Here is a 4,494-nt window from a genome sequence, read left to right as displayed (position 1 = left end):
TTCGGGGATTTCTGACCATGATGACCCGGTGCGGAAGCGCCACAGGATTCCGTTGAGAACCATGCGATCATCAACCCGTGGAACGCCACGAGGTTTGCTCGGCAACAGCGGTGCAATAATCGACCATTCTCGTTCCGTGAGTTCATAGCGGCGACGTGACATCAAAGACCTCCAAATCCGAGGCCTTTCAATAACCAATCCATTCAAATAGCTAGCCTATTTATGAGTGCACGGCCTAGGCCCGCCACCTCCGGCGGGTAGTGCGGCACTGGCCCGTGACGAGGCGGCAAGAGAGGCGACAATCGAACAGCGTGGGAAAGCACGTTGGGACCTGGCGCGGACAGACGCTGATTTACAGTTTCCTCAGCCTGCCAAGAATTTCTCCTGTGCTATGGGCGTGGATATCAGTGAAGAAAAGACCCCGCATCTCTATAATTTGATGCAGCGAGTGCTCACCGATGCCGGGCTTTCAACCTATGGTGCCAAGAACCAGTATAACAGAACCCGTCCTTTCGTCGTGCACAATGAAGGCACATGTCAGCCAGACGAAGAAGATGTATTGCGTAACGATGGCTCATATCCATCGGGACATACGGCGGCGGGTTGGGCCTGGGCGCTTACCTTGGCAGAAGTGAATCCAGCGCGTGCCGATGAGCTGTTTAAGCGCGGATTGTCGTTTGGGCAAAGCCGCGTGATTTGTAACGCACATTGGCAAAGTGATGTCGATGCAGGACGCATTATGGGGGCCGCAACAGTTGCTAAACTACACGGCAACTCCGAATTCCTTGCCGATATCCATGCCGCACGCAAAGAGTTGGAAGCAGCGAAGCTGCCGACTGTGGATTGCGCAGTCGAAGACCGGGTACTTTCAGAGCACAAGCAATGACAGACATGTCCCTAAACTGATAACCGAAGCGGGATTATAGGGAAAATGTGTCATCATAGATTATTCGTTCTCTCAATGACTGCTTTGATTGGCGGTCAATCTGCGGCAGTTGCCGCAGATCGTCCTTTAACACCGGTCTTGTCCGAGCCCGCGAAACTGGAACTTAAGCAGGATAGATGGCATTTCAGCGCAAGTCCTTATTTCTGGGCTGCTGGTATCAGTGGAACTGCGGGCCAATTTGGCCTGCCGCCCGCGAAAATGAAGTCCGATTTCGGCAGTCTTCTTAAGGATCTCGACTTCTCTTTCATGGGTATCTTGGAAGGTCACTATGATCGCTATAGTCTGTTCAGCGATATCATTTATACAAAAATATCAACTGGCGGACAGACCCCGTATGGGGTGTTGAGCGAAAGAATTGATATTAAGTCCGAGACGTTCTCCGGCTTTTTTGGTGGTGGTTACAGTCTTTTTGAAGAGGGTAGAAATCGCCTTGATGTGATTGCAGGAGGGCGCGTCTGGTACGCCAGCACGGAAATTTCCTTTGAAGGTGGGTTGTTCGACGGGCACAGCGGGCGTGATAGCGCTGCTTGGGTTGATGCCGTTGCAGGGGTACGCGGCAAGTATTTCCTGACTGACAATGTGTATTTCAGCGGTTGGGGTGTTGTGGGTGCCGGGCAGGCAAAGATGGACTGGGACGTGGCTGGAACGATTGGCTACCAATTCAGGGACAATCTATCGGCCATTGGAGGCTATCGCGCGCTTGGCGTGGACTACAGTCACGATGGCTTCGTTTATGATGTGGTTCAGAAGGGGCCAATACTTGGGCTGGTGTTACATTTCTAATACGACACAGGCGTTCGAACGAGGTATTTTTATTGTTTGGATCATGTTGCTGATCGGTGGCGCACCTTCTTGTATTGGAAAGGCAGACATTCTGCGAAGCCCGCCCGCTGCACCATTTTGCGTTGTTGTAATAATCGGATGCTTGCTCCAAGGAAAGATGTCGAGATTGTTCCGTGGCTTCGGGGCAGGGGAATGCCGCGATTGTCCGCTTCTGTGAGATTACTGGCGCAGAGGATATGGGCCGAAAACCCAGACAGGTCCAATCCAGCAATCGCGGTGCGTTGCTTGATGCGTTTGGTTGTTGCGCATCTTAAACCTTTGGGATCAGGCCGCTTTTTTCAAAATAGCACGGATAGGTATTGGTGCAGTGCCCAGATATCCCGCAATCATCCGGGTGATGTGCTCGACAATATCGGCTTCGTCGGAGAGGGAATGGCCGCAGTCATTGAGAACGATGGCATGGGTCAACGTCTCCACTGTCGTTACGCAAATAAACGCAGCCGTATCGAGGTCCTTGAGCTGAACGTCTTCCTTACATTGCTCCAGATAATGCCGGACCAGATGGAGCGTGTCCTTTCGAATGGCTTCCACCTCGGCAAGTTTTCCAATACGGGGAACTTCTTCTTTCAAGATGCGGTGGAGCTCAGGATCAACCCGGTGCACAGCAATCATCGCTCGAATGAGCTCCCGCATGGCACTATTCAAGTCGTCTGACGCGCACTCTTGCATGGCGTTTTCCAGCAGAGCCAGAATTTCACGATTGTGCCTTGCGACGAGCGCAGCCACAAGCGACTCCTTATTGGGAAAATACTGGTAGAGCGATCCAATGCTCACTCCCGCTACTGCAGCGACGCGATTTGTGCTGGCCCGCGCATATCCATCGCGCACCAAAACGCGAGCAGTGGCATCCAGTATCGCCTCGACGGTCATTTTCGACCTCTCTTGCGAGGCGGCTTTTCTGGGATTTGTAGCGTTGAGCTTGGCCATATTCTCAATTTCCGAATACGAGTAGACAATGTGAGTAAAAGCTCACATATTTTGCATAGATCGTCAACACTAAAGAATGTGAGCCTATTCAAGGCGTTCAAACGCCGAGATGGTGCTTCATTGTTCGAATTCGGAAAATCAAAGTAAGAGTTATATAAATGGTAATGAAGTCTATCCACATCGTGATACTTGTTTCGGTAATGATAGTTGGAGCTGGTTGCGCCAGCTTGGGACAAAGATCCCAAACTTCTGCGGCAGACTGTGGCGTTACAAAGCACACTCAGACATTCAATGAAAAATGCGGCACGCCTCGACTGGGTTGGAAGGGCGCGAACGGAAGCGATTTCATTATTAGATAATGATCGCACGCCACATGTTGATTAGTCTCGCGGCACCCTTCGCTTGAAAAAATGGAGGAGGGCAGTGCGTAGCCTAACAGCCGAGCGGCTCCGTGGGCTTAATGAGGCCTTGGCACCGACGGGCTGTTGATCCATCTGTTCGAATATTTTTTGCCTGGATTGGCCATTCTTGATCACTGGATGATAGCCATAGGTGGACTCCAATTCAAAAGCTCACACTGAGTTTCGCATTGAATCCGTTCTGTTTGGCGCCGGAAGCAAACTGGCCGTTATAGGAGAGGCCGAGAGTCGCATCTTCGGTCAGCTTGAAATCAAGACCTGCTTCGATGAGAGCTGCATCTTCAGCGATCGGAAGCCCAGAGACTGTGAAGGCGTTCGAACCGATAAAGCTTGCGGTGGAAACCGGCGTGATGTCGCCATAGGCGTGTCGCCAGCCAAGGTCGGTTCGTGCCGTTGCCGTGATGCTGCCCAGAGCAAACTCTGTCGACGCGCGGAGGCCGAGTGTTGAGAAGCTGGTTTCCGTCGTGTCGGACTGAACCACAAGGGCCGCCGCTGTCTGGCCCTTTTCATCAAATCCGTCAGTTTTCAGGCGAACATAGGCAAGACCCGCATAAGGCTCGAACAGGGCTTTGCCGTAGTGGATCTTATAGCCAAGTTCGCCAAAGAGCTGAAAACTTCCCGCATCATAATCGCCGGTCAGATTATCGGCAAAGCCGGGGAAGGCGACAGAACGGTTCATGTCGACATCATGCCATGTATAGGCAAGTCCGGACCGGAACGCCAAGGCTTGGCCATTGTTGAGCGTCCATTCGGTTCCCGCATAGGCGCCGAGGGTATAATTATCGCTGCTGCCCGATGAAGCGCGATCATCCCCATCGAAGCTGGAATGGCTGTAGCCGGCCAGAAGGCCGAGACGCCATGTGTCGAGCACAGTACCGTCGATACCGGTGACAAAGCCGCCAACAGAGGATTTTACCGATCCTGCATTGCTATTGCTATCCTGCCTCGTCCAAGCGCCATAGGCATAGCCCCAGGCGGTATAGAGATTTTGAGAAGGAGCAATGCTGCCCGGAGCCACGGCATCGATGGCCGAGACGGACGCCGAAACAGGCCTTTGCGCTCCGGCATAGGAAAGCGCATTGATCGGCGTTGCCGGAGCGCCGCCAAACGCTTGTTGCAGACGACCAAAGGCTGCATTGCGAATAAACTGGCTGTCGTTGATCAGCACGCCCGTGGCGGAAGCATAAGCCTCGCCGGAAAGGCTGTCGAAGGCCGCACGCGCCTCATCGGCCGACAGCATCAGCAGCGTATTGTACAAGGCCAGCGACGAACCCGTCTGCGCCAACGTATCCAGGCCGCCAGCCGTGGCATACTGATTGCGGGTCTGAGCGACCGTCGTAAAGAGGGCAGGGGAGGGCT

The 4,494-nt window shown here is 53.2% G+C and carries 5 protein-coding genes; 2 read left to right on the top strand and 3 right to left on the bottom strand.

The window, feature by feature from the left end; genetic code table 11:
* On the bottom strand, nucleotides 1–162 hold a 162-nt coding region (locus tag ACTJKP_RS26305), incomplete at its 3' end, for a transposase (RefSeq protein ID WP_440632666.1).
* Between the two features lie 229 nt (nucleotides 163–391).
* On the opposite strand from ACTJKP_RS26305, the gene ACTJKP_RS26300 reads away from it, so the two are divergent.
* Nucleotides 392–886, top strand: a complete 495-nt coding sequence (locus tag ACTJKP_RS26300) for an acid phosphatase (protein WP_440632758.1) — start codon at nucleotides 392–394, stop codon at nucleotides 884–886.
* 75 nt (nucleotides 887–961) lie between these two features.
* Nucleotides 962–1,729, top strand: coding sequence for a hypothetical protein (locus ACTJKP_RS26295; protein ID WP_440632757.1), 768 nt, complete (start codon nucleotides 962–964; stop codon nucleotides 1,727–1,729).
* 324 nt (nucleotides 1,730–2,053) lie between these two features.
* Here ACTJKP_RS26295 and ACTJKP_RS26290 read toward each other — a convergent pair whose 3' ends face one another.
* Both ACTJKP_RS26290 and ACTJKP_RS26285 read right to left on the bottom strand, forming a co-directional pair.
* Nucleotides 2,054–2,716, bottom strand: coding sequence for a TetR/AcrR family transcriptional regulator (locus tag ACTJKP_RS26290; RefSeq protein ID WP_440632756.1), 663 nt, complete (start codon nucleotides 2,714–2,716; stop codon nucleotides 2,054–2,056).
* A gap of 564 nt (nucleotides 2,717–3,280) precedes the next feature.
* On the bottom strand, nucleotides 3,281–4,494 hold a 1,214-nt coding region (locus tag ACTJKP_RS26285; RefSeq protein WP_440632755.1), incomplete at its 5' end, for an autotransporter outer membrane beta-barrel domain-containing protein.

It is taken from the genome of Brucella sp. 22210, from assembly GCF_052045675.1.
In the GTDB taxonomy this organism is placed as follows: Bacteria; Pseudomonadota; Alphaproteobacteria; order Rhizobiales; family Rhizobiaceae; genus Brucella.
This window is presented reverse-complemented; position numbering and strand designations above follow the sequence as displayed.

Coding starts and splice junctions, on each gene's coding strand:
- ACTJKP_RS26300 (WP_440632758.1), top strand. CDS start 392: ATGGGCGTGGATATCAGTGAAGAAAAGACCCCGCATCTCTATAATTTG.
- ACTJKP_RS26290 (WP_440632756.1), bottom strand. CDS start 2,716: ATGGCCAAGCTCAACGCTACAAATCCCAGAAAAGCCGCCTCGCAAGAG.
- ACTJKP_RS26295 (WP_440632757.1), top strand. CDS start 962: ATGACTGCTTTGATTGGCGGTCAATCTGCGGCAGTTGCCGCAGATCGT.